Below are 24,274 nucleotides of genomic sequence, written 5' to 3'. Positions count from 1 at the left end.
CGGCTCACCGGCGAGGTGCACCGCCTGCTCGGTATCGGGGACACCTCGTCGCGTGCAGACTTCCGGCTGACGGCGGACGGACGGTTCCACTTCCTCGAGACCAACCCGCTGCCGGGGATGACGCCGACGTCGAGCTACCCGCTGTCGCTCGGGGCCGAAGGGGTGACCTTCCCGGAGCTTTGCGAGGAGCTGGTGGTCCGGGCCCTGCGGCGGGCCGGTCGTGAGGTGGCTGCGTCCGCGGCCGGGAAGGGGCCCGCAGCGTGAGCATGCTCCGCATCGTCCCAGCGCAGGAGCTGCCTCAGCACGTGGTCGAGGTGGAGCACTTCACGATCCCGCTCGCGGACGGGACCCACCTCGCCGGACGGCGCTGGCAACCCGAGGGCGCGGAGAGCTCACCCGTCCCGGCGGTGCTCGAGTACATCCCGTACCGCAAGCGCGACAAGACCGCCCACCGCGACGGGCTGAGCCACCCCTACGTCGCCGCGCACGGGTACGCCTGCGTCCGTGTCGACCTGCGAGGGTCGGGGGACTCCGAGGGCGTGTTGACCGACGAGTACCTGCCGCAGGAGCTCGAGGACGGGCTGGGGGTGCTGCGTTGGATCGCGGCCCAGCCGTGGTGCGACGGCCGCGTCGGCATGATCGGCAAGTCGTGGGGCGGTTTCAACGGGCTCCAGCTCGCGGCGCTGCGCCCCCCGGAGCTCGGTGCCATCGTGACTGTCTGCTCGACCGACGACCGCTACGCCGACGACGTGCACTACATGGGCGGCTGCCTGCTCGGCGACAACCTGTCGTGGGCGGCGAGCATGTTCGCCAACACCTCCTGCCCGCCGGATCCGGTCCTCGTCGGTGGCCGGTGGCGCGAGCTGTGGCTCCAGCGCCTCGAGGGGTCGGGCATGTGGCTCGAGACCTGGTTGGCCCATCAACGACGGGACGACTACTGGAAGCACGGCTCGGTGGGCGAGGATCCGGCCGCCATCGAGGTGCCGGTGCTGGCCGTGTCGGGCTGGGCCGACGGGTACTCGAACGCGGTCTTCCGCCTGCTCGCCGACCTGCACGTGCCGCGGCGTGGTCTCGTCGGGCCCTGGAGCCACAAGTACCCCCACCTCGGGGTCCCGGGTCCGGCGGTCGGGTTCCTCCAGGAGTGCGTGCGTTGGTGGGACCGGTGGCTCAAGGGCATCGCCAACGGGCTCGATGACGAACCGATGCTCGTGGCCTGGATCCAGGATCCGATCGCCCCCGCCCTCGACCTGCACGAGCGGCCGGGCCGGTGGGTCACCGAACGGTCCTGGCCGTCCCCGAACGTGGAGGAACGCGCGCTCGGGCTCGGCGACGCGGGCCTGTTCCTCGTGGACGAACCGCCGTCCGACGCACGCGATCGCAGCATCACCTCACCGCTCTCGCTCGGGCTGTACGCGGGCAAGTGGTGCTCCTTCACCGCGACCCCGGACCTTCCGGTCGATCAGCGTGAGGAGGACGGCGGGTCGATCAACTTCGACAGCGTCGCCCTGCGCGAGCCGCTCGAGGTCCTCGGTGCCCCGGTGGTCGAGCTCGAGCTCAGCGTCGACCGACCGGAGGCGATGGTCGCTGTACGGTTGTCCGACCGCCTCCCCGACGGTCGCATCACGCGGGTCACCTACGGACTGCTCAACCTCACCCACCGCGACTCCCACGAGCACCCCGAGTCGCTGGTCCCGGGCGAGCGCTACCGGGTCCGCGTCCAGCTCAGCGAGGTCGGTCACCGGTTCCTGGCCGGACACGGGTTGCGGCTGCAGGTGTCCACCTCGTACTGGCCGGTCGTCTGGCCGTCACCGACGCCGGTCTGCATGACGGTGTACCCCGAGGCCAGCCGGTTGCTGCTGCCGGTCCGTCGCGCCGGCGTACCGGATGGCCTGTCCCGCCCCTTCGGCGAGGCCGAGGGGTCGCAGCCCCCGGCGGCGACCCAGCTCCGCGACCGCGACTACGGGTGGCGGATCACGCGTGACCTCGTGACCACCGAAACGGTGCTCGAGACGCGCAAGGACGAGGGGGCGCTCCGCCTCGACGACCTCGGCCTCGAGCTGCATAGCGCGACGACGGAGACCTACTCGTTCCGCGGGGAGGATCCGACCACCGCGCGCGGCGAGGTCCACGGTGTCCGCCGGTTCGTCCGCGATGACTGGCGGGTCGAGACCGTGACCAACACGGTGTTGACCTGCACCGCCGACAGCTTCCGCATCCAAGCCACGCTGGACGCCTTCGAGGGGGAATCCCGCCTCGTCGCGCGCAGTTGGGATCGGACCATCCCTCGCGACATGCTCTGACGACGCGCAGCGACGAGCCCGCCTGCGGCACGACTCCCCGTCGGTCGCTTGACGGTCCTCGGGGGGTGCGTCAGTCTCGAACGACGAGGCGAACGTCGCGTCGAAGGGTCGAAGATCGGGCCGGTCATGGCGGATGGCGACGCGTTGGTGCGTGCGGACGTGTCCGAGGCTGACGTCCAGGCGTACGTCGCCCGCCGCGAGGCGCTCCGAGCGGCCTTGCTCGATCTCGATCGACACCTCGACGAGCTCAGCACCGAGACCCGACCGGATGGCGAGCGGTTCCGTGTGGCCGTGGAGCAGTTCGTCGCGACGGTGCAGCATCACGTCGAGGATGCCGAAGCGCCCGACGGTCTGTTGGCGCAGATCCTCGACACGGCGGCCTGGTACGCATCCCGCGTCGAACGGCTCCGGAGCGAGCACGACGAGCTGCTCGCGGACGCCGGCGATCTGCTCGACCGTGCGGGGACCGCCGACGACGTACGGCCCCTGCTGGCCGTTGCGCGGCAGCTCTCGCGACGCGTGGCCGAGCACCGCCGGCGGGGGACGACGCTGCTGGTGGACGCCACGATGCTCGACCTCGCTGCCGGGGACTAGGACCGCGGTGACCCCCACCGGTCCCGGCTCGCCGTTCCCCTCGCGACGATGACGAGGACACCGATCGCGACCTCGCACGCGAACGGGTCGACGCGGCCTTCGAGCGCTTCGCGGCGCTGAGCCGGCCTCGACGCCGGGCCTGACCGTCACCGCATCGTGGCGGTCCGGACGTGGTCGAGGCGACCGCCCGGGACCGACCGCAGCGGCGGCCGGCACCAGCGTTCCGCGATCGTGCCGTCGAGCTGAAGCGCGGCCTTGAGCGTCGCGGGCATCGAGCTGCCGACCGCGTGGAGAGCCTCGGAGGTCCGCGACAACGTGGTTTGCGCGGCGCGGGCAGCGGCGTCGTCACCGGTGGCCACGGCGTCGTGCAGCGTGACGACCTGTCGCATCCGGACGTTGGCGATCGCGGTGATGGAGCCGTCTGCGCCGGCCGTCAGCGCGTCGCCGAGCGTGGGAGCGTGGCCGGTGAACACCGCGAACTCGCCGGTCGCCGATCGCGCAGCAGCGATGAACGCCGCGCGCCGTTCCGCGTCGGGGGAGGAGTCCTTCATCCCCACGATCCGTGGGTGGGAGGCCAGGTCGCGGACCGCGTCGGCCGTCAGTGGCGAACCGGTGTACTGGGGGATGTGGTAGGCGAGCGTCGGCACGCCCGCTCGTTCGGCGACGCCCACGTGGAGGTCCACGAGTTCCTCGACGCTCAGCGGGTAGGTGGTCGGTGGCAGGACCAGCACGAGGTCGGCGCCAGCCTCAGCCAGGCGAGCCACGTCAGCATCGAGCTCGGCGACGGTGGCCCCGCACGCACCGGCGATCAGGACCGGCGCCGTCCCGCTGGTGGGCGCGGGCGCATCGACGGCAGCACGGGCGACCCGCACGATCTGTTCGCGCTGAGCGGGTTCGAGGAGCGCGCCCTCACCGGTCGAGCCGGCCACGAGGATGCCGGAGGCGCCATCGCCGAGCGCCCGCCGGATCAGCGCCCCGACGTCGTCCGCGTGCACCTCTCCGTCGGCGGTGAGCGGCGTGACGAGCGCCGGTGCGGCACCGCTGAGGGCGACCATGCGAGCTCCGTGGGATCGAGTCTGCATCGAACGGCGAGTTGAGCCCGCGATCGCCGGTGGCATCACCGGGACCCGGGGTGCGACACCTCCCGACTCTAGGAACACCCCGGGAGGGACGCCTCGTAGGGTGGGCGTGCGGTTCGGAGCACGGTCCGCGACGACCGGTGACCTTGCCGGTACGGTGGAGGTCTTGTCCATCCGTCTTAGCGGGGACCTCTCGACAGTTGGCCCGACCCGGGTCGGCACCTCACACGTCGCCTCCTCTGAGCTCTCGCCAGAGGTGTCGCCATGTCCTCGTTCTCGCCTGACCGCGGTGCCACGTCCGGACCCACGGGCCAGCACCCGTCGCGCCCGACCGCGGTGGTCTACTGCGAAGCGAACTTCGGTCGCATCGACGGCAAGACCGCGAACGGTCTGGTCCGGCACAGCGAGAAGTACGCCATCCTGTCGGTGATCGACAGCGAGCAGGTCGGCCGTGATGCGGGTGCCGTCCTCGACGGGGTCGACAACGGGATCCCGATCCGCCGTGACCTCGCCGACGCACTGGCGCACGCGGGCGCCACGCCGGACTTCTTCATCTTCGGGCTCGCCCCGACCAGCGGGATGCTGTCGCCGGCCGAGCGTGGCGTGGTCCTCGACGCCATGAGCCTCGGGATGAACATCGTGAACGGGCTCCACGAGTTCCTGCAGGACGATGCGGAGTTCGTCGCTGCCAGCGCCCTGCACGGGGTGACGATGACCGACGTCCGCCGGCCGCGGGACAAGAAGCACCTGCGGACCTTCAGCGGCCGGATCCTCGACGTCACCTGCCCGCGGATCGCGGTCCTCGGTACCGATTGCGCCATCGGGAAACGCACCACCGCGACCGTGCTGGTCGGCGCCCTCGAGGAGCGCGGGCTCCGCGCCGTCCTCGTGGGGACGGGACAGACCGGCCTGATGCAGGGGGCGAAGCACGGTCTGGCGCTCGACGCCGTGCCGGCCCAGTTCGCGGCCGGTGAGATGGAAGCTGCCGTCGTCGACGCGTTCGAGGCCGAGCGCCCCGACGTGATCGTCATCGAGGGGCAGGGAGCGCTCAGCCACCCGGCCTACTCGAGCTCGGCGTTCATCCTCAAGGGCAGCCGCCCCCAGGCGGTCGTGCTCCAGCACGCTCCGGCCCGGACCCGACTGAGCGACTTCCCCGCCTTCCCCACGCCGTCACCAGCCAGTGAGATCCGCCTCATCGAGACGTTCTCGGACACCAAGGTCATCGGGCTCACGCTGAACCACGAGCACATGACCGACGCCGAACTGTCGGCGGCGATCGCCGGCTTCGAAGCGACCCTCGGCCTGCCGACGACGGATGCGCTCAGCCGCTCACCCGACCGGCTCGTCGAGATGGTCCTCGCCGCGTTCCCCAAGCTCGAGGTGAAGCGGTCCGTCAGCGCGTCGTGACCGCTCCTCGGCTCGAGATCGATGTGGGGGCGATCGCCCACAACGCACGGACACTGGTGGACCGGCTGGCCGGCCGAGGCATCTCGGTCACCGGCGTGACGAAGGCCGTGCTCGGCGACGCCGAGATCGTCCAGGCGCTGATCCGCTCTGGCGTCCGCACCCTCGGGGACTCACGGGTCGAGAACCTCGAAACGATGCGTACGGCCGGCATCGAGACGAGGATGGCGCTGATCCGCTCGCCGATGCTGAGCCAGGTGGACCGGGTCGTGCGTGCTGCCGATGTGAGCTTCAACACCGAGATGCGGATCATCGCCGCGCTGTCGTCGGCGGCCGGCCGTCGACGGACGACGCACGGGATCGTCCTCATGGTCGAACTCGGCGACCTCCGCGAGGGGATCATGCCGGCCGACCTCCTGACGGCCGCCGCTGACGTCCACCGCCTCCCGGACCTGAGGTTGGTCGGCATCGGCACCAACCTCGCGTGTCGGAGCGGCGTCGTTCCCGACGACGAGAAGATGGCCGAACTCTCCGCGCTCGCCCGAGCGGTCGAGGCGGCGCTCGGTGTGACGCTCGAGGTGGTGTCCGGTGGTAACTCCGCGAACCTCGGGTGGGCTCTCGGCCCCGGGACCGTGGGTCGGATCGACGACCTGCGGATCGGGGAGGCCATCCTGCTCGGACACGATCCGCTCGACCGACGGCCGATCGCGGGCCTGCGCACCGACGCGTTCACCATCGTTGCCGAGGTCATCGAGTCGAGGATCAAGCCGTCCCTGCCGTGGGGCCGGACCGCGCAGACAGCGTTCGGTGAGCCGGTCGCGGCGGTCGACATCGGGTCGCGCGCGCAGACGATCCTGGCGCTCGGCCAGCAGGACACCGATCCGCTCGGTCTGGAACCGCCGACGGGGACGACGATCCTCGGCGCCAGCAGCGATCACCTGATCGTGACGTCCGACTCGAGCGTCTCGGTCGGCGCTGAGTTGCGGTTCCGACCGAACTACAGCGCGCTGTTGCGCGCGATGACGTCGCCGACCGTGGCCAAGGTCTTCGTGCCCTCACCCGATCTCTCGACGGCTGGATCGCCGGCGGGGTAGTGATGCGCGTGACTCGGCCCCGCCCCGCGACGACGTGTCGGTAGGTTCGCGTCGGCTGCGAAACGACGGGATCCGATGACGAAGCTGGCAGGTGCTCACGCCGTCATCACCGGCGGGTCAGAAGGCATCGGTCTGGCCACCGCTCGCGCCTGCCTACGACGCGGCACCCGGGTCTCGGTCATCGCCCGCGGTCCGGACAAGCTGGCTGCCGTGGGTCGAGCGGAACCGGACATCGCGACCGCTAGCGGCGACGTCACCGATCCGGATGCACTGCAGCCGGCCATCGCGGCGGTCACCGAGGTCCACGGCGCCTGTGACGTGATCATCGCGTGCGCCGGCGGAGCCCGACCCGGCTACGTGGAGCAACTGGATGCCGACACCTTCCGGGAGCAGGTGGAGCTCAACTACCTCGGCGTGGTCCACACCGTGCAGGCGGTGCTGCCATCCATGCTGGAACGCGGTCGCGGCCACCTCGTCCTCGTGTCGTCGGTCGCCGGACTGTTCGGGGTCTTCGGCTACGGCGCCTACGCCCCGGCCAAGTACGCCGTCCGCGGGTTCGGACACACGCTCGACGCCGAGCTCCGGCACCGCGGCATCACGGTGTCGATCGTCTACCCGCCCGACACCCGCACGCCAGGGTTCGAGCAGGAGAACCGCACAAAGCCGCCGGAGACGGTGCGCGTGTCGGGGGCGATCGAACCGGTCGCCCCCGAGCAGGTGGCCGCCGCCATCGTCCGAGGTATCGAGCGCGACCGGTTGACCATCACCGCGGATCGGCAGTCAGCCGTCCTGGCTCGGCTGGCCGATCTCCACGGGCCGATCGTGCGGGCGACGATGCGGCGGATGCTCCGCCGGTGAGGTGCGTGGGGCGTCGGGTGTCTCGCCGCTCGTAGGTGACGCACGGGGCTCCATCGCGGACACTCCGCACCGACCCGTCCGCACGGCGTCGCCCGCTCGAAGCCCCTCGACGACCCGGAGGCGCGCCGTGAGCTCCACGACACCCGCAACGCCGAGCGCACGTGGGGTGACCGCGGAGCGGCTCACCAACCTGCGGCGCTGGAACCTGGCGCTGACGGTCCTGCACCTGGTGCAGGCCGCGGCCATCGTCGTGCTCGCGACCGACTTCGCGATCACGGTCACCTCGTCGTTCCCGGCCGGACCGCCGGGGTCCGACGTGCCGCCCCCTGAGGCGCTGTTCGACGTCCCGATCGGTGCGGCCATAGCCGCGTTCCTCGGGTTGGCCGCCCTCGACCACCTCCTGAACGCGACGTTGGGGCGAGGGCTCTACGAGCGTGATCTCCACCGGGGGATCAACCGGTTCCGTTGGGTCGAGTACTCGCTCAGCGCGACCCTGATGATCCTGCTGATCTGCCTCTACAGCGGCATCACCGGCGTGGCGGCACTGATCGCCATCGCCGGGGCCAACGGCGGGATGATCCTGTTCGGTTGGCTCCAGGAGGTCATGAACCCGCCCGGTCGCGAGTCCACGACGATGTTGCCCTTCTGGTTCGGGTCCCTGATCGGTGCCGCGCCGTGGGTGGCGCTGTCAGTGAACCTGATCGGGGCCGAGGAACTGCCCGGGTTCGTCATCGGGATCTTCGTATCCCTCTTCGTCTTCTTCATGAGCTTCGGGCTGAACCAGTGGCTGCAGTACCGCGGCATCGGCCCGTGGGGCGACTACGCCTACGGCGAGAAGGCCTACCTCGTGCTCAGCCTCGCAGCGAAGTCGGCCCTGGCGTGGCAGATCTTCGCCGGCTCGCTGGTCGGTTGAGGCGGTCTCCGTGGAGGTCTCCGCACGACAGCTGAACCGGGCGACGCTGGCTCGTCAGCTGCTCATCCGACGCGAACCCACCTCGGTGGTCGAGGCGGTGCGCCGCGTCGTGGCCCTCCAAGCCCAGGCGCCGGCGTCCCCGTACATCGCGCTCTGGCTGCACGACCGCCGCTTCGTCGCGACCGGGCTCTCCATCGGCGATGCCGACGCGCTCGTCCCGCACCTGGTCGCGTTCGCAGCCGAGCCACGCACGAAGGCCGAGGTCGAACAGATGCTGACCGAGCGGCTCGGTGCATCACCCGGTCCGGGTCTGTGGCGGGCGCTGCGGCTGATCGCGCCGCTCGTGCACGCGGCGACCGGAGGCCCGTGGACGTTCGGGTCGCGGCCGTCCTACGTCGCCGCGCCGAGCGTGGCGGCCAGCGACGAGCACGACCGGTGCGTGCGGCAGCTGTTGTGGCGCTACCTCGAGGGCTTCGGTCCGGCCACCGTGCAGGACATCACCCAGTTCACGATGCTGCGACGCCCAGAGATCGCTCCGGCCCTCGCGGCGATGGCGGACGACCTCGTCACCTTCGAGGCCCCCGGGGGTGCGGTCCTGTACGACGTCCCGGATGGGCCGCTGCCCGACGCGGACACGCCCAGGGGTGTGGCGTCCCGTCGAGGGCGGCATCGAGGTACGTGCCTTCGAGCGGTACTCGGACGACGTGTGGGACGGTCTGGTCAGCGAGGCCAGCGCCCTCGGCCGGTTGCTCGCCGATCGGGACCCGAAGGTGTACGCGCGCTACGCCCGGTGGTGGGCTGACCTGCCCGCAGGTGAGGGACGCATCCTGCCGGGCTGAGCCGGATCCGAGGCGCGGACGGCGCTGGAGGCGAGGACAGCAGCGAACGCATCTGTCGCTCGATGAGGTGGGTCGACCGCCGCGGAGCGAGCCGGTTGGCCAGGTTCATCAGACGCGAGTCGCGGCCGACGAAGGTGTGCAGCCGGTCGTCCTCGATCACGCCGACATCGGTCTCGAGCAGTTCTGGGTACAGCCCCTCGGTCAGGAGCCGGACCGCGGCCTCGCTGACGCCGGAGATCGTCTGCCCGGGGACCGGCAGGAACCCGCCCATGCTCGAGACGTTGGCGATGTGGGCGACGGGGCGGAGCATCAGGTGTGGGAGGAAGGCCCGGACGGTGTCGAGGGTGCCGTACAGGGCTAGCGACCTGCGGCTCGTCCCGGGTGTGACCTCCCTGGCCGCGGCCGAGTCAGATGTCCGCGGCTTCGACGGTCACCGGCGTCGCCGCCTCGACGGTGCGGCTGACCGTGCAGGTCCGCTCGTGCGAGGTGCGGACCGCCCGAGGCAGCAGCTGGCGGGCCTTGTCGCCGTCCGGACCCTCGGGGAAGGACACGTGGAAGGTCATCCGCACGTCACGCAGGATGTTGCCGGTGTCGTCGCGCACCGCCTCTGCGTCGACGACCACCTCGAACCGTTCGTGCGTGGCGTGACGACCGGTCACCACGTCGACGTCCATGGCTGAGCACCCGCCGATCGCGGCGAGCAGCAGCTCGACCGGTGAGAAGCCGTCGTCCGCCTTGCTCCCGAAGGTGAGCTCGGTGCCGCGTGCGTTCGTGGCGCGGTAGATGCCCTCATCGACACGCTCCAGCGTCACGCGGCGGTGGTCACCGTCTGCCATCGTCGTCCCTCGGTCCCGGCGGTCGGCGCCTCCGACCGGCGCAGACCGTAACGCTTCGTCAGGTGGACGGACCTGGCGGTGCCACCGGATGTGGCCACGCCGGTCGGGGCAACGGTTCGGCGGCTACGGCCCCCGGACGCTCAGGTGCGTCGCGGCGGATCACCACCGCTGCCCTCGTTGGCGCCACGCGGCCACGCTCAGGACCAGCACCAGGACGGCGAGCACGGCCAGGCGGGCCGTCGGCTGGCTGGCCAACGCCCCGGCCGTGTCCCCGCCGCCCGCCGCCACCTCGCTGAGTTGGTAGACGAGCAGCATCGTGAAGACCGTCAGGGCGGCCACGGTGGCCAGACGGTTCGCCCGCCACACGAGCGTGCCCACGGCGGCGGTGACGAGCCCCGCCACCACGAGCCCGCCTGCGATGCCGTCCGACAGTCGGATCTGGTCGGTCAGCAGGCTGACGAGCCCGAGGACGAGGTTCAGCACGCCCACGACGATCACGAGCACCGCCGCGATGCGCGTGGTCGGGTCAGCGGTCGTCACGAGGTGCTCCGGTCGTCGAGGCGGGGCACTTCTAGCGGTCCTGGCGGGCCGAGTGGCCCGCACGCGCGCCGTGTGCACCTAGTCCGTTGTGATGACATCCGACCTGCCTAGGTTCGGTCGTGTGATGGGTCGTCCCATCATCGCCCCTCGGGAGTGGGGTGTCGCGTCACCAACGGGAGAAGAGCATGGCTCGACCGATGCCACGTCCGATCAGCGTGGGGTTGATCCTCGCGCTGGCCCTCGCACTATCCGTGATCAGCCCCAAACCTGCGCTCGCGCACGATGCGTGCGCCAAGGCGCAGCCCGCTGCCACCGGGTTCCTCGCCAACGTCCTCGGTGCCGTCAACGTCTTCGCTTCGTTCCTCCCGACGGCGGGGACCGTCGAGGAGATCTCGTGCGACGACAAGTTCGACGAGGTCGACGTCAAGCTGACCCGCGAATGGCTCGATGAGCACGAGGACGAAGCTGGACCCACCGACCCGAGCTTCAACAACCGCAAGGCCAACCCGCGCAGCAACGCGCCGCGGACGTTCGCGCCCTGCGAGGACGGTCTGGCTGCGGGCTTCTTCCCGTGCGACGGGATCGACATGCTCAGCCACGTGTCGCACGAGGAGCTCGGGACGACCTTCGTGAACGACATCTGGGGATGGACCGACCCCAAGACGCGCAAGGACTACGCGCTGGTCGGATCCTCGAGCGGCACGGTCTTCGTCGACATCTCCGACGCGAAGCGGCCCGAGGTGCTCGGGATGCTGCCGACGGCGTCGACGTCGGGTGGATCCTCGTGGCGCGACATCAAGGTGTACGAGGACCACGCCTACGTGGTCTCCGAGCACAGCAACCACGGCGTGCAGGTCTTCGACCTGACCCGCCTCCGCGACTGGGACGGCACCTACACCACCTACGACGTCGACGCCCACTACACCGGGCACGGGTCGGCGCACAACATCAACATCAACGAGGACACCGGGTTCGCCTACTCCGTCGGAGCACGAGCGTTCTCGTCGCAGCCGCTCCCGAACACCGTGACCGTCGACGACGGCGCCGCTGCTGGTGAGTACCTCGCCAGCGGTGCCGCGTTCGGACCACCTCCGTCGGAGGTGGGGCTGGCCGGTGAGTTCGCGGTCGTGGACGACGGCTCCGCACGTCCGGCAGAGGGTTGCGGCGGCCTGGTCGGCTTCCCGGCTGGTTCGATCGCCATCGTCGACCGCGGCACGTGCCCGTTCTCGCAGAAGGCGGCGAACGCGCAGGCGGCCGGAGCGGTCGCGGTGGTCGTCGCCAACAACGCGGCGGGCACGATCACGATGGGCGGCTCGGATCCGAGCATCGTCATCCCGTCGGTCATGGTCAGCCAGGATGACGGCAACGCCATCAAGGAGGGTCTCCCCGCATCCGGCAGCGTCCGGGCCAACGACCCGCCGGCCGTCTGTGGGACCGGCCTGCACATGATCGACATCAACGACCCGAAGGACCCGACGTACGCCGGGTGCCTCGACGACAACGGTTACGTACACGACACCCAGTGCGTCGTCTACGAGGGTCCGGATGCCGAGTTCCGCGGTCGCGAGATCTGCATCAACTCCAACGGCCTGTCCTACAGCGCCGCCGAAGGCGTGAACTTCGTGTCGATCACGGACGTGACCGACAAGGAGAACCCCGAGACGCTCTCGGTCGTGGAGTACGGCGGATCGGGCTACTCGCACCAGGGGTGGCTGACCGAGGACCAGGCCTGGTTCCTGCACGGGGACGAGGGTGACGAACAGATCCACGGGGTCAACACGACCACGCGGGTCTGGGACGTCAGCGACCTGCGCAACCCGGTCGTGGACTCGGTGTTCACCAACGACACGACCTCGATCGACCACAACCTGTACACGAAGGATGGCCTCGCCTACGCCTCGAACTACACCACGGGTCTGCGCGTCTACGACGTGAACGACCCGGGGAGCGGTCTCGAGGAGGTGGCGTACTTCGACGTCTACCCGGAGAACGACAACGCGACGTTCGAGGGTGGGACCTGGAGTAACTACCCGTACTTCCGGCAGAAGGGCGTCGTCGCGGTCAGCAGCATCGACCGGGGGCTGTTCATCCTCGAACCGAGCACCGACTAGCCCACGCGGCACCGGCGCTGGGGGCGACACCGATCTGGTGTCGCCCCCTCGTCGGTCCGGACCGACACGCTCGCGCTGGAGGCCGCGCGATCGTCGTCACCACGCCGATCGGTGCCGCGGAGGCCCGATCCGTAGCGTGCTCGGGTTGACGTGGACCTCGCGCGCCACCGAGTCTGTCGCTCCGCGACCCGGAGCCTTCCTTGCCTATCGTCCCCGAAGTTGCCACGGCAGCGGCGCCCGAGCGCACCACCTCGGCTGACGGCGTCGCGACACCCCACGTGGCGGCGCCTGGCCGTTACGACCTGCGGGTGCGCTACCACGAGCTGGACCCGAACGGACACGTCAACCACGGTGTCTACGCCAACTACCTCGAGACCGCCCGCATCGACCTCATGGAGTCCATCGGCTTCGGACCGCAGGTCCTGACCGAGCGCGGCGTGCACCTGGTCGTGGTCGAGTTGCGGATCCGGTTCCGTCGCCCGGCGCTCGCCGGAGACCGACTCACCATCGACACCCGCGTCGCCGAACTCCGACCCGCCTCCTCGTGGTGGCACCAGTCGATCCGTCGGGGCGACGAGCTGCTGACGGAGGCCGAGGTGCGCTCGAGCGCCGGCGATGCCAGCGGGCGTCCGTGCCGTCCGCCTGAGGACCTGCTCGCGGCGCTGCGATCGCTGATGTGAGACGTGCTGCGGGGGGGTGATCCCGCAGCGTCGTCCTCACCGCAGGGGCACGGCCGAGGCGGGGATCGGGGCGGGGAGCGCCGAGGTGCCCATCAGCTGTTCGTCGACGGTCCGAGCGCACGCCCGGCCTTCGGCGATGGCCCAGACGATGAGGCTCTGCCCGCGGCCCATGTCACCGCAGACGTAGACGTCGTCGACGTCGGTCGCGTACCGGTCGTCGCGGGCGACGTTCCCACGCTCGGTCAGCGACACGCCGAGCTGGTCGAGCAGGCCCTCCTGCTCCGGTCCGATGAACCCCATGGCGAGGAGCACGAGGTCGGTCTCGAGCTCGAAGTCGCTGTCCTCGATGCGCTGGAAGCGGCCCTCGATGAACTCGACCTCGTGGGCCTTCAGCGCCCGGACCCGGCCGTGCTCGTCGCTGAGGAACTCCTCGGTGTTGACGCTGTAGACCCGTTCGCCGCCCTCCTCGTGGGCGGATGAGATCTTGAACGTCATCGGGAACGTGGGCCAGGGGTTCGCGGCGGGTCGCTCGTCCGGCGGACGGGGCATGATCTCGAACTGGTGCACCGACGCCGCACCCTGCCGGTGGGCGGTGCCGAGGCAGTCCGCACCGGTGTCACCGCCACCGATGATCACCACCTTGCGTCCCTGCGCGGAGATCGGGACCTCGTCGACGGCCATGTCGCCCTGCTGGGCCTTGTTCGCCCACGGCAGGAACTCCATCGCCTGGTGGATGCCGTCGAGGTCGCGGCCCTCGATGGGCAGATCGCGTGCCGTCGTCGAACCACCGGCGAGGACGACCGCGTCGAACTGTTCGCGCAGTTCGTCGGCGGAGATGTCGACGCCGACGTTCACGCCCGTGCGGAACTCGGTCCCCTCGGCCTCCATCTGGGCCAGCCGCCGGTCGATGTGCCGCTTCTCCATCTTGAACTCCGGGATGCCGTAACGCAGCAGCCCGCCGATCCGGTCGGCGCGTTCGAACACGACCACGTCGTGGCCCGCCCGCGTGAGCTGCTGGGCGGCGGCCAGTCCCGCGGGACCCGAGCCGACGACCGCGACCCGCTTGTCGGTCTTGACCGACGGCGGCCGTGGGACGACCCAGCCCTCGTCCCACGCCCGGTCGATGATGGTCACCTCGACCTGCTTGATGGTGACCGGGTCCTCGTTGATGCCGAGGACGCACGCGCCCTCGCACGGAGCGGGGCAGAGCCGGCCGGTGAACTCGGGGAAGTTGTTGGTCGCGTGCAGACGGTCGATCGCCTGCTTCCAGTGGTCGCGGTAGACCAGGTCGTTCCAGTCGGGGATGAGGTTGCCGAGCGGGCACCCGTCGTTGCAGAACGGGATGCCGCAGTCCATGCACCGGCTGGCCTGCGTCTGCAGCTTGTCCTGCGCGAACGGCAGGTAGACCTCGCGCCAGTCCGCGACACGGTCGGGGACCGGCCGCGTGGACGGCAGCTCCCGATCGTGCTTCAGGAAGCCCCGAACGTCACCCATGGTCTGCTCCACCTCGTCGTAATCGGCCCGCATCGGAGCCCTCCGTGCCCCCGGCGTCGCCGGGACGGTCACCGTGTCAGCCGCGTGCGGAGGCCATGACCGCCTCGTCGACGTCTTGACCCTCGATCTCGGCCAGCCGGCTCGCTTCCAGCACCCGCTTGTAGTCGCGCGGCATGACCTTCTTGAACCGGCGGACCTGGCGGTGCCAGTTCACGAGCAGCCGTTCCGCCACGACCGAGCCGGTCGCCTCGTGGTGGGTACGGACCTGGTCGCGCAACCACGACTTGTCCGGCTCGTCGAGCGGATCGAGATCGACCATCTCGGGGTTCAGCCGCCCGCGGAAGCGGCCGACGGGGTCGTAGACGTAGGCGATGCCGCCCGACATCCCGGCACCGAAGTTCCGCCCGGTCTCGCCGAGCACGACCGCCCGACCCCCGGTCATGTACTCGCAGCCGTGGTCGCCCACGCCCTCGACGACCGCGGTCGCGCCGGAGTTGCGCACGCAGAACCGTTCACCGACCACGCCGCGGACGTAGGCGTTGCCACCGGTCGCGCCGTAGAGCATGACGTTGCCTGCCACGATCGATTCCTCCGCAACGAAGTCGGCGTGGACCTGTTCGGGGGGTCGGATCACCAGGGTCCCGCCGGACAGCCCCTTGCCGACGAAGTCGTTGGCGTCGCCGAACAGGCGCAGCGTGATGCCCCGGGGAACGAACGCGCCGAAGCTCTGCCCGGCGGAACCGCGGAAGGTGATGTCGATCGTCCCGTCCGGGAGGCCGAGGCCGCCGTAGCGCTTGGTGAGTTCGTGGCCGAGCATCGTGCCGACCGTGCGGTTCTGGTTCGCGATCGGCAGCTCGATACGGACCGGTTCCTCACGTTCGAGGGCCGGCTCGGAGAGCTCGATGAGCTGGTTGTCGAGCGCCTTGTCGAGCCCGTGGTCCTGGGTCTTGGTCGCGTGCAGGTCCTGCTCCCACGGCGAGGTGGGCACGTGCAGGATGGGGGAGAGGTCGAGCCCTTTGGCCTTCCAGTGGCCGACCGCATCGGCGACGTCGAGCGCGTCGACCGCGCCGATGGCTTCGTCGAGGGTCCGGAAACCGAGCTCGGCCAGCAGCTCGCGGACCTCCTCGGCGATGTACTCGAAGAAGGTGACGACGAACTCGGGCTTGCCGTCGAACTTCGCCCGCAGTTCGGGGTTCTGCGTGGCGACGCCCACCGGGCAGGTGTCGAGGTGGCAGACGCGCATCATGATGCAGCCCGACACCACCAGCGGCGCGGTCGCGAACCCGAACTCCTCGGCACCGAGGAGCGCCGCGATCACCACGTCGCGACCGGTCTTCAGCTGACCATCGACCTGGACCACGATGCGGTCACGCAGGCCGTTCATCAGCAGGGTCTGCTGGGTCTCGGCCAGGCCGAGCTCCCACGGACCGCCCGCGTGCTTGAGCGAGTTGAGCGGCGAGGCGCCGGTCCCACCGTCGTGACCGGAGATCAGCACCACGTCGGCCTTGGCCTTGGACACCCCGGCCGCGACCGTCCCCACACCCACCTCAGCGACGAGCTTGACGTGCACCCGTGCCGACGGGTTGGCGTTCTTGAGGTCGTGGATCAGCTGCTTGAGATCCTCGATGGAGTAGATGTCGTGGTGCGGCGGCGGGCTGATCAGGCCGACACCCGGCGTCGAGTACCGCGTCTTGGCGATCCACGGCCAGACCTTCTGACCCGGGAGCTGGCCGCCCTCGCCGGGCTTGGCGCCCTGGGCCATCTTGATCTGGATGTCGTCGGCGTTGGTCAGGTACTCGGAGGTCACCCCGAAGCGGCCCGAGGCGACCTGCTTGACCGCCGAGCGGCGCAGGTCGCCGTTCTCGTCCGGTGTGAAACGGTCCGGGTCCTCGCCGCCCTCGCCGGTGTTCGACTTGGCGCCGAGGCGGTTCATCGCCACGGCCAGCGTCTCGTGCGCCTCGGCGGAGATCGAGCCGTAGCTCATGGCCCCGGTGGAGAAGCGCTTGACGATCTCGGCCACCGGCTCGACCTCGTCGAGCGGCACCGGGGGACGGGCACCGTCCTTGAACCGGAGCAGCCCACGGAGGGTCATCAGCCGCTCGGACTGCTCGTCGACGGTCCCGGTGTACTCCTTGAAGACCTCGTAGCGCTTCGACCGCGTGGCGTGCTGCAGCTTGAACACCGTCGTCGGGTTGAACAGATGCAGCTCACCCTCGCGCCGCCACTGGTACTCGCCGCCGAACTCGAGGTCGCGGTGGGCAACCTCCTCGGGGTTGTCGAGGTGGGCGAACCGGTGGCGGAGCGCCACCTCCTCGGCGATCTGGTCGAGACCGATGCCGCCGAGCTTGGTCGAGGTGCCGACGAAGTAGCGGTCGACGAGGTCCTGCGACAGACCGATGGCCTCGAAGACCTGCGCACCGGTGTACGAGGCGACCGTCGAGATGCCCATCTTGGACATGATCTTCAGCACGCCCTTGGCGCAACCCTCGATGTAGTTCTGCACCGCTTCCTCGTGGCTGACGCCCGAGAGGATCCCCTCGCCGATCAGGTCGTCGATGGTCTCGAACGCGAGGTAGGGGTTGATCGCCGTGGCGCCGTACCCGATGAGCAGGGCCATGTGGTGCACCTCACGGGCGTCGCCAGCTTCGACGACCAGTCCGACCTTCGTGCGGGTCCTCTCGCGGATGAGGTGGTGGTGGACGGCTGCCGTGAGCAGCAGCGACGGGATCGGTGCCAGCTCGGCGTTCGAGTAGCGGTCCGAGAGCACGATGATGCGGGCACCCTCGGCGATGGCCGCGCTCACCTTCGCGCACACCCCGTCGAGAGCGCGGTGCATCCCCTCGCCACCCTCGGCCACGGGGTAGAGCCCGTCGATCGCGAACGGCTCGAAACCGGGGTTGTCGCCGTCCTCGTTGATGTAGAGGACCTTGGCGAGGTCCTCGTTCGACAGCACCGGTCTCGGCAGCACGATCTGCTTGCACGACTCGGGGCCCGGTTCGAGCAGGTTGGCCTCCGGACCGATGGTGCCGGCCATGGAGGTGACCAGCTCCTCGCGGATCGCATCGAGCGGCGGGTTGGTGACCTGCGCGAACAGCTGGCTGAAGTAGTCGAACAGGAGCCGCGACCGCTGTGACAGGACCGCGATGGGTGTGTCGGTCCCCATCGACCCGATGGGCTCGTACCCGATCCGCGCCGTCGGGGCGAGGATGATCTTGAGCTCCTCGGTGGTGTAGCCGAAGGTCCGCTGACGCTTGATGATCGAGGCGTGCTGCGGTGTGAGCAGGTCGCGCTCGGGGAGGTCGTCGAGGCGCAGGAGGCCGTCAGCGAGCCACTGCCCGTACGGCTCGGCGCTGGCGAGCTCGGTCTTCAGCTCCTCGTCGTCGACGATGCGCCCCTGCGCGGTGTCGACCAGGAACATGCGCCCCGGCTGTAGCCGTCCCTTGGTGACGACGGTCGCCGGGTCGATGTCGAGGACACCGACCTCGGAGGCCATCACGACCAGGCCGTCCTCGGTGACCCAGTACCGCGATGGGCGTAGACCGTTGCGGTCGAGCACCGCGCCGATCACCGTGCCGTCGGTGAAGGCGATGGAGGCCGGGCCGTCCCACGGCTCCATGACGGCCGAGTGGAAGCCGTAGAAGTCGCGCCGCAGGTCCGACATCGACTCGTGGTTCTCCCACGCCTCGGGGATCATCATCAGCACGGCGTGGGGGAGGCTGCGGCCGCCGAGGTGGAGCAGTTCGAGGCACTCGTCGAAGCTCGCGGTGTCCGAGGCGCCAGGGGTCATGATCGGCAGGGCGCGCTCGAGCGAGTCGCCGAACAGCGGGGTGGCCAACGCACCCTCGCGGGCCCGCATCCAGTTGCGGTTGCCCATCACGGTGTTGATCTCGCCGTTGTGGGCGATGACCCGGTAGGGGTGGGCGAGAGGCCACGACGGGAAGGTGTTGGTCGAGAACCGCGAGTGGACGAGCGCGAGCGCGCTGTCGAGCCGGTCGTCGCCGAGGTCGAGGAAGAAGTCGCCGAGCTGGATGCTGGTGAGCATGCCCTTGTAGACCAGCGTCCGGCCCGACAGCGACGGGAAGTAGACCGGCTGGTCGTCGCGATCGACGGCTCGCTCGGGAATGCGGTCGGTGACCTGTGGTGCGCCGATGCCGACCTCGTGCTCGATGCGCTTGCGCACGACGTACGCGCGCCGTTCGAGGTCGAGGCCCGACAGCGGGGCATCGCCCTCCCGAGCGGCGATGAACAGCTGGCGGAAGGTGGGTTCGACGTCGCGTGCCATCGACCCGATCGCGGAGTCATCGATGGGGACCTCACGCCACCCGACGACGCGCAGCCCCTCGTCAGCGACGATCGCGTCGACGGACTTGGCGGCGTCGTCGGCCGCGGTGGGGTCCTGCGGGAGGAACGCCGTGCCGACGGCGTAGGTCCCGGCCTCGGGGAGCGGGAAGTCGCACACCTCGCGGAAGAGGGCGTCGGGGACCTGGATGAGGATGCCGGCACCATCGCCGACGTTGTCTTCCGCGCCCGTCGCACCTCGGTGATCGAGGTTGCGCAGAGCGGCCAGTCCACGTTGGACCATCTCGTGGCTACGGCGTCCGTGGACGTCGACGACGAAGGCGACGCCGCACGCGTCGTGCTCGAACGCCGGGTCGTAGAGGCCCTGAGCGGACGGCAGCGCTGCGGATAGGGACGAGAACGTACGCACGGCACCCCCAACGGATCGACGGAGAACGGACCGTGGCGGGGCGCCAGTGACCCACCAACTGGCTCGGAGCGTAGCGGACCGCGGTCACCGTCCCCAAGGCAAGCCGAGGGGCGCGGGCGAGGCCCAGGTCGGGTCGGTGGCTGCCAGCGCCGGTCCGGCCCGAGGTCACCACCGCAAGGGAGGGGTCGTGCGTGCCCGTCGAACGTGAGGGGTGCCTACCCTGCCCCGCGACGCCCAGACGGTTCAGACCCGAGCCTGGAAGCGACCCCCGTATGGCTGGTTCGACCGCACGCGATGAGTTCGAGCAGGTGGCCGTGGAGGCCGCCCACGAGGTGATGGGGCCACTCAGCGCGGTGGACGCCGCCCTCGGTCTGCTCGGGACGGCGATCGACCCTGCGGACGAGGTCGGCACCGCTGCGGTCGGACTCGCCCGGCGCCAACTCCGGCTGGCGCGGCTCCAGGTCGCCCGGCTCGGTCGGTTGCGTGCGGAACTCGAGGAACCCGCCCGGGAGCGGGTCGATCTGGTGGAGCTGGCGCGCGAGCTCGTCGGGGATCTCGAGGCCACGGTGCTCGTCGAACACGAGACGACCGTGACGGCGTCCGGGCCCGTGCCCGCCGAGGTCGACGCCGACCAGATCCGCGGTCTGCTGCTCAACCTGCTCTCGAACGCGGCCAAGTACAGCCCCGCGGGACGGACCGTGGTCGTCCAGGTGGACGACCACGGCGACCGGGTCGAGCTGCGCGTGCGCGACCAGGGACACGGGGTGGTCCCCGAGGATGTGGACCGCATCTTCGAGCGCTACGAGCGGGGCGGTGACCGCCCCGAGGTCAGCGGCCTCGGCCTCGGTCTGCCGCTCGCCCGCGACACCGCTCGAGCTCACGGCGGCGGCCTCGAGCTCGAGCCGGCCCGGGACGACGGGGGCAGCACCTTCCTGCTGACCCTGCCGCGTGCGGACTAGCGATCCCGCCCCAGCCGATCGGGCCCGTCGCTGACGAGCGGGACGAACCGGACGGCGGTGAGCCGCTCGACCACCACCAGCTGCCCGTCCCGGTACTCGTACACGACCACCACCTGCTGACCGCGCGGCCCGATCGGCGCGACCAGGCGACCGCCCGGAGCGAGCTGCTCGGCCAGCGCCGGCGGGACCGCCGGGGCTGCGGCCGCCACGGTGATGGCGTCGAAGGGCGCGTACTCCGGCGCTCCGAGCGTCCCGTCGCCCACGAGGACGGTGACGTGGGCGAGGCCGACCGCGACGAGGTTCCCGCGGGCGCGGTCGGCGAGCAACGCGTGGCGCTCGACGGTGACGACCTCCGCCACCAGGTGGGCGAGGAGCGCCGCCTGGTACCCGAAGCCGGTGCCGACCTCGAGGACGCGTTCCGTCCCGGTCAGCCGCAGGGCCTGGAGCATCGTGGCGATCAGCGACGGTTGGGACGTCGTCTGGTTCGAACCGATCCGCAGCGGCCGGTCGAGGTCGGCCTCGGACCGGGCGGCGGGCGGCACGAACCGCTCCCGAGGTACCGCAGCCATCGCCGCGAGCACCCGCTCGTCGGTGACACCGACGCGACGGGCGGCAGCGACCTGCGGACGTTCGGAGCGGCCAGCGGACATGTCCGGAGTGTCGCGGTGGCGGCCGCCGGCGACCACCGCCGACCGCCGGGTCAGCGAGCGAGGGCCCGGTCGAGATCGTCCTGCAGGTCCGCGGGATCCTCGAGACCGACCGAGATGCGGATCACGCCGTCGCTGACGCCCATCTCGGCACGGACCTCGGGACCGATCCGGTGGTGGGTCGTCGTGGCCGGGTGGGTCACGAGGCTCTTGCTGTCCCCGAGGTTGTTGGAGATGTCGATGAGCGACAGCGCATCGATCACCTCGAAGGCGCGCTCGGTCCCGCCGGGGACCCAGAACGTCACGACCGAACCTCCGCCGGTCATCTGCGCCCGCGCGAGATCGTGCTGCGGGTGCGAGGGGAGCATCGGGTAGCGCACGGCTTCGACCTCACGGTGCTGCTCGAGCCAGGTCGCGAGGGTGAGCGCCGATGCGGTCTGGCGCTCGACCCGTAGGCGCAACGTCTCGAGGCTCTTGAGCACGACCCAGGCGTTGAACGGGCTCATCGTCGGGCCCGTGTGTCGCATCAGGGGGCGCAGCTCCTCCTGGACGAAGGCAGCCGGTCCGAGGATCGCGCCCCCGAGCGTCCGGCCCTGCCCGTCGAGGTGCTTGGTCGTCGAGTAGACGACCACGTCCGCGCCGAGCTCAAGCGGTCGCTGCAGCACGGGCGTCGCGAAGACGTTGTCGACGATGACCCGTGCCCCCGTCGCGTGGGCGAGCTCGCACACGGCCGGGATGTCCACCAGCTCCTGCATCGGGTTCGACGGGGTCTCGAAGAACACCGCCTGCGCCGGGGTCGACAGCGCCCGCTCCCAGGCGTCGAGGTCGGTGCCGTCCACGAACTCGGTGTGGATGTCCCACCGCGGCAGGATCTGGTCGAGGACCTGGAAGCAGGACCCGAACAGCCCACGTGCTGCCACGACCCGGTCACCGGCGCGGAGGGTCGCGGCCAACGCGTTGAAGACCGCGGACATCCCGCTCGCCGTGGCCCACGCCGCTTCGGCGCCCTCGAGCCCGCGGAGGCGCTCCTCGAACATGGCCACGGTCGGGTTGCCGAGCCGGCTGTAGACGAACCGGTCCGTCTCGCCAGCGAAGGCCGCAGCGGCCTCGGCCGCGGAGCTGTAGACGAACCCCGACGTCAAGAACAGCGCCTCGGAGGTCTCCGCGAAGTGGCTGCGCTCGGTACCGCCGCGCACCGCCTGCGTGTCCGGACGCCAGCTGGCTGCCCCAGGATCGGGATCGGTCACGAGAGCTCCAGTGCGCGCGGTCGACGCCCGCAGCGTAGGTCGCCGCGCGGCCGAGGCCGAGCCACGAGCACGTCGTCGAGGAGCGTCGCCGCTCGATCGTCGACGAGACCGGAGACGATGATCCGCTCGACCCCGCCACGGGCCGGTCCTCCAGGGTCGACGACGGCGGTCCACGGTAGGGTCGCCCGGGTGCGCACCGCTCTGTGTGCATCTGTCACGGGCCTGGTCGACGAGGTGCACGTGGAAGCGCAGCGGAGGGTCCCCGACTCCTCCCGGACCGACGCTGCCAGCATCAGCCAGCTGCTCATCGACAGCGTCACCGACTACGCGATCTTCGTCCTCGACCCCCAGGGTCACGTCCGGACCTGGAACCTGGGCGCCGAGCGGTTGAAGGGCTACCTGCCGACGGAGATCATCGGGCAGCACTTCTCACGGTTCTACACCGACGAGTCCAAGGCGGCCGGCCTGCCCGACGAGTTGCTCGACCGCGCTCGCACCGAGGGCGCCGTCCAGCACAGCGGGTGGCGGGTGCGCCGCGACGGGACCACCTTCTGGGGCGATGTGACCATCACCGCGCTCCGTGACGACGACGGTCACCTCGTCGGATTCGCGAAGGTCACCCGCGACCGCACCGAGATGCACGCACACGAGGAGGCGCTCGCTCGTTCGCTGGAACGCGAACGCGACGCGGCGGCCGAACTCGCGGAGCTCGACCGCACGCGCAGCCGCTTCCTCGCCGCCGTGGTGCACGACCTGTCGACGCCCATCACCGTGGTCCGAAGCTGCCTCCAGCTGCTCACCCACATCACGGCGGAGAACGCCGACCCGGACCTCGACGAGGTGCTCGGCAACGCCCGCCGCAACGCCGCCGACCTCGAACAGCTGCGTGGCCAGCTGCAGGAGTTCGCTCGGCTCGAGGGTGGCTCGGTGTCGCTGAGCCTCGAACCGGTCACGCTCGCCGAGGTCGCTGGTCAGGTGGCTGCGGACGCCGACGCCGTCGGAGTCGGGCTGGTCGAGGTGACGATCGAGCCCGACCTGTGCGTCGAAGCGGATCGGCTCGCGCTCCACCGGATCCTCACCAACCTCGTCAACAACGCGATCCGTCACGGTGCTCAGGGGCGCCCGGTCCGGATCCTCAGCGCGCCGGCGGCGCGGACGGACCAGGTCGCCGTCGGCGTGCAGGACGAGGGCCCAGGTATCGCCCCCGCGGCACAGCGGCGCGTCTTCGACGAGTTCTGGAGCGGTCGCGGAGGGTCGCGACCGGGTGACGGTCTCGGGCTCGGCCTGAACATCGTCCAGGGCTACGTGCACGAGCACGGGGGACAGGTCTGGATCGACAGCGACGAGGGCGAGGGCGCGACCTTCTGGTTCACGCTCGAGCGCGCCTAGGCGGTCGTGATGGCGAGCAAGTCCGACGGTGTGGTGCTCGACCTCGCGGGGCGCGAGGTGATGGTGTCGAGCCCGGACAAGGTCTTCTTCGCCGAACGGGGCGAGACCAAGCTCGATCTCATCGGCTACTACGAGGCGATCGCGGAGCCGATCCTGGCGGCGATGGGCGACCGGCCGCTGCTGCTCGAGCGGTACCCGAGCGGGGCGGAGGGATCGTCGTTCTTCCAGAAGCGCGTGCCGAAGAACGCGCCCCCGTGGTTGACCACCGCGGAGGTCAGCACCGTCAACGGCACCACCTCCGACGCGCTCGTCGCCGCTGACGTCGCCCACCTCGCCTGGGCGGTGAACCTCGGCTGCCTCGGCTTCCACGTCTGGCCGCAGCGGGCAGCCGACCCCGACCACGCCGACGAGCTGCGCATCGACCTCGACCCGCAGCCCGGCACCGACTTCGACACGGCGCGGCAGGCGGCGGCGGAGCTCCGCGATCTGCTCGCCGAGGTCGGGATGACCGGGTACCCGAAGACCACCGGCAAGCGCGGTATCCACGTCTACCTGCGGCTCGAACCGAGGTGGGACAGCTAC

At 70.5% G+C, this 24,274-nt stretch carries 20 protein-coding genes and 1 pseudogene; 13 read left to right on the top strand and 8 right to left on the bottom strand.

Annotation, left to right across the window (positions count from 1 at the left end; translation table 11 throughout):
• The 3 genes and pseudogenes from WEB03_RS06075 to WEB03_RS06065 form a co-directional block, all read left to right on the top strand.
• Positions 1–264 (top strand): annotated as a pseudogene (locus WEB03_RS06075) (hypothetical protein); the annotation flags it as partial.
• 2 nt (positions 265–266) lie between these two features.
• Positions 267–2,300 carry a CocE/NonD family hydrolase gene (locus tag WEB03_RS06070; protein WP_368070059.1) on the top strand — a complete coding sequence of 678 codons (2,034 nt, stop codon included), beginning with the start codon at positions 267–269 and terminating at the stop codon, positions 2,298–2,300.
• Between the two features lie 159 nt (positions 2,301–2,459).
• A complete protein-coding gene (locus tag WEB03_RS06065; RefSeq protein ID WP_368070056.1) occupies positions 2,460–2,894 on the top strand; it encodes a hypothetical protein in 435 nt (144 codons plus the stop codon).
• A 146-nt stretch (positions 2,895–3,040) separates the two neighbouring features.
• Here WEB03_RS06065 and WEB03_RS06060 read toward each other — a convergent pair whose 3' ends face one another.
• Positions 3,041–3,949, bottom strand: coding sequence for a dihydrodipicolinate synthase family protein (locus WEB03_RS06060; RefSeq protein WP_368070055.1), 909 nt, complete (start codon positions 3,947–3,949; stop codon positions 3,041–3,043).
• Between the two features lie 288 nt (positions 3,950–4,237).
• Here WEB03_RS06060 and WEB03_RS06055 point away from each other — a divergent pair, with 288 nt between their 5' ends.
• The 5 genes from WEB03_RS06055 (at position 4,238) to WEB03_RS06035 (ending at position 9,044) form a co-directional block, all read left to right on the top strand.
• Positions 4,238–5,380, top strand: a complete 1,143-nt coding sequence (locus WEB03_RS06055) for a DUF1611 domain-containing protein (protein ID WP_368070054.1) — start codon at positions 4,238–4,240, stop codon at positions 5,378–5,380.
• The gene (locus tag WEB03_RS06050; RefSeq protein ID WP_368070053.1) at positions 5,377–6,471 is read left to right on the top strand and encodes an alanine/ornithine racemase family PLP-dependent enzyme; all 1,095 of its coding nucleotides are present in this window, start codon (positions 5,377–5,379) and stop codon (positions 6,469–6,471) included. Before WEB03_RS06055 ends, WEB03_RS06050 begins: the two co-directional genes overlap by 4 nt.
• Positions 6,472–6,546: 75 nt before the next feature.
• Positions 6,547–7,329 (top strand): SDR family oxidoreductase, encoded by a 783-nt coding sequence (locus WEB03_RS06045; RefSeq protein ID WP_368070052.1) that lies wholly within the window; start codon positions 6,547–6,549, stop codon positions 7,327–7,329.
• Positions 7,330–7,456: 127 nt separating this feature from the next.
• Positions 7,457–8,242, top strand: a complete 786-nt coding sequence (gene heR / locus WEB03_RS06040; protein WP_368070051.1) for a heliorhodopsin HeR — start codon at positions 7,457–7,459, stop codon at positions 8,240–8,242.
• A 10-nt stretch (positions 8,243–8,252) separates the two neighbouring features.
• Positions 8,253–9,044, top strand: a complete 792-nt coding sequence (locus WEB03_RS06035; protein WP_368070050.1) for a crosslink repair DNA glycosylase YcaQ family protein — start codon at positions 8,253–8,255, stop codon at positions 9,042–9,044.
• Here WEB03_RS06035 and WEB03_RS06030 read toward each other — a convergent pair.
• From WEB03_RS06030 to WEB03_RS06020, 3 genes are all read right to left on the bottom strand, one after another.
• Positions 8,963–9,436 (bottom strand): SDR family NAD(P)-dependent oxidoreductase, encoded by a 474-nt coding sequence (locus WEB03_RS06030; protein ID WP_368070058.1) that lies wholly within the window; start codon positions 9,434–9,436, stop codon positions 8,963–8,965. The genes WEB03_RS06035 and WEB03_RS06030 overlap by 82 nt on opposite strands.
• 52 nt (positions 9,437–9,488) lie before the next feature.
• Entirely contained in the window at positions 9,489–9,917 is a 429-nt protein-coding gene (locus tag WEB03_RS06025) for an OsmC family protein (protein WP_368070049.1), read from the bottom strand.
• Between the two features lie 159 nt (positions 9,918–10,076).
• A complete protein-coding gene (locus tag WEB03_RS06020) occupies positions 10,077–10,457 on the bottom strand; it encodes a hypothetical protein (RefSeq protein ID WP_368070048.1) in 381 nt (126 codons plus the stop codon).
• Between the two features lie 185 nt (positions 10,458–10,642).
• Between WEB03_RS06020 and WEB03_RS06015 the strand changes: the two genes are divergently transcribed.
• Together WEB03_RS06015 and WEB03_RS06010 are read left to right on the top strand one after the other, a co-directional pair.
• Entirely contained in the window at positions 10,643–12,568 is a 1,926-nt protein-coding gene (locus WEB03_RS06015) for a choice-of-anchor B family protein (RefSeq protein ID WP_368070047.1), read from the top strand.
• Positions 12,569–12,768: 200 nt separating this feature from the next.
• The gene (locus WEB03_RS06010) at positions 12,769–13,248 is read left to right on the top strand and encodes an acyl-CoA thioesterase (protein WP_368070046.1); all 480 of its coding nucleotides are present in this window, start codon (positions 12,769–12,771) and stop codon (positions 13,246–13,248) included.
• A gap of 36 nt (positions 13,249–13,284) precedes the next feature.
• Here the strand turns inward: WEB03_RS06010 and WEB03_RS06005 are convergent, their stop codons facing one another.
• A complete protein-coding gene (locus WEB03_RS06005; RefSeq protein ID WP_368070057.1) occupies positions 13,285–14,742 on the bottom strand; it encodes a glutamate synthase subunit beta in 1,458 nt (485 codons plus the stop codon).
• 76 nt (positions 14,743–14,818) lie between these two features.
• Positions 14,819–19,450: a glutamate synthase large subunit gene (gene gltB, locus WEB03_RS06000; protein ID WP_368070045.1), complete on the bottom strand. Its 4,632-nt coding sequence runs from the start codon at positions 19,448–19,450 to the stop codon at positions 14,819–14,821.
• A gap of 272 nt (positions 19,451–19,722) precedes the next feature.
• Between gltB and WEB03_RS05995 the strand changes: the two genes are divergently transcribed.
• Positions 19,723–20,409 carry a sensor histidine kinase gene (locus WEB03_RS05995; RefSeq protein WP_368070044.1) on the top strand — a complete coding sequence of 229 codons (687 nt, stop codon included), beginning with the start codon at positions 19,723–19,725 and terminating at the stop codon, positions 20,407–20,409.
• On the opposite strand, the gene WEB03_RS05990 is transcribed toward WEB03_RS05995, so the two are convergent.
• Both WEB03_RS05990 and WEB03_RS05985 read right to left on the bottom strand, forming a co-directional pair.
• Positions 20,406–21,059 (bottom strand): protein-L-isoaspartate(D-aspartate) O-methyltransferase, encoded by a 654-nt coding sequence (locus WEB03_RS05990; RefSeq protein ID WP_368070043.1) that lies wholly within the window; start codon positions 21,057–21,059, stop codon positions 20,406–20,408. The genes WEB03_RS05995 and WEB03_RS05990 overlap by 4 nt on opposite strands.
• 50 nt (positions 21,060–21,109) lie before the next feature.
• Positions 21,110–22,303 carry an O-succinylhomoserine sulfhydrylase gene (locus WEB03_RS05985; RefSeq protein ID WP_368070042.1) on the bottom strand — a complete coding sequence of 398 codons (1,194 nt, stop codon included), beginning with the start codon at positions 22,301–22,303 and terminating at the stop codon, positions 21,110–21,112.
• A gap of 240 nt (positions 22,304–22,543) precedes the next feature.
• Here WEB03_RS05985 and WEB03_RS05980 point away from each other — a divergent pair, with 240 nt between their 5' ends.
• Both WEB03_RS05980 and WEB03_RS05975 read left to right on the top strand, forming a co-directional pair.
• Entirely contained in the window at positions 22,544–23,692 is a 1,149-nt protein-coding gene (locus tag WEB03_RS05980) for an ATP-binding protein (RefSeq protein ID WP_368070041.1), read from the top strand.
• 9 nt (positions 23,693–23,701) lie between these two features.
• Positions 23,702–24,274: DNA polymerase domain-containing protein (locus WEB03_RS05975; RefSeq protein ID WP_368070040.1), on the top strand; the 573-nt coding region annotated here is incomplete at its 3' end.

This window comes from Nitriliruptor sp. (assembly GCF_040882075.1).
Taxonomy (GTDB): Bacteria; Actinomycetota; Nitriliruptoria; order Nitriliruptorales; family Nitriliruptoraceae; genus Nitriliruptor.
Note: the sequence above shows the minus strand (reverse complement) of the source record. Positions and strands in the feature narration are given on the sequence as shown.